This window comes from Anaerobacillus sp. 1_MG-2023, assembly GCF_030547345.1.
GTDB classification, from domain to species: Bacteria; Bacillota; Bacilli; order Bacillales; family Guptibacillaceae; genus Guptibacillus; species Guptibacillus hwajinpoensis_B.
The window spans coordinates 1-264 of the sequence record NZ_JAUORD010000128.1 but is presented as its reverse complement, the minus strand read 5'-3'; the positions used below and the strand labels follow the sequence as shown (position 1 = coordinate 264).

At 59.1% G+C, this 264-nt stretch carries 1 protein-coding gene; it reads left to right on the top strand.

All coding sequences use genetic code 11. The features are described 5' to 3' along the window. Window positions 1–31: 31 nt before the first annotated feature. Window positions 32–264: aldolase/citrate lyase family protein (locus tag Q4550_RS23565; protein ID WP_303536661.1), on the top strand; the 233-nt coding region annotated here is incomplete at its 3' end.

Below are 264 nucleotides of genomic sequence, written 5' to 3'. Positions count from 1 at the left end.
GTTTCGCAACATCATTTCACCGAGGTCGCCAATGTCCTTCCGAATTCAGCCCCCCGCCCCCGCTCGCCCGAATCGATGCCAATTGTTCGGCCCCGGCTCGCGCCCTGCGATTTTCGAAAAGATGGCCGCATCCGCCGCGGATGTCATCAACCTTGACCTCGAAGATTCAGTCGCCCCGAGTGACAAGGACAGCGCCCGCGCCAATATCATCCAGGCCATTGGTGACATCGACTGGGGCAAAAAGACCCTTTCGGTGCGCATCAA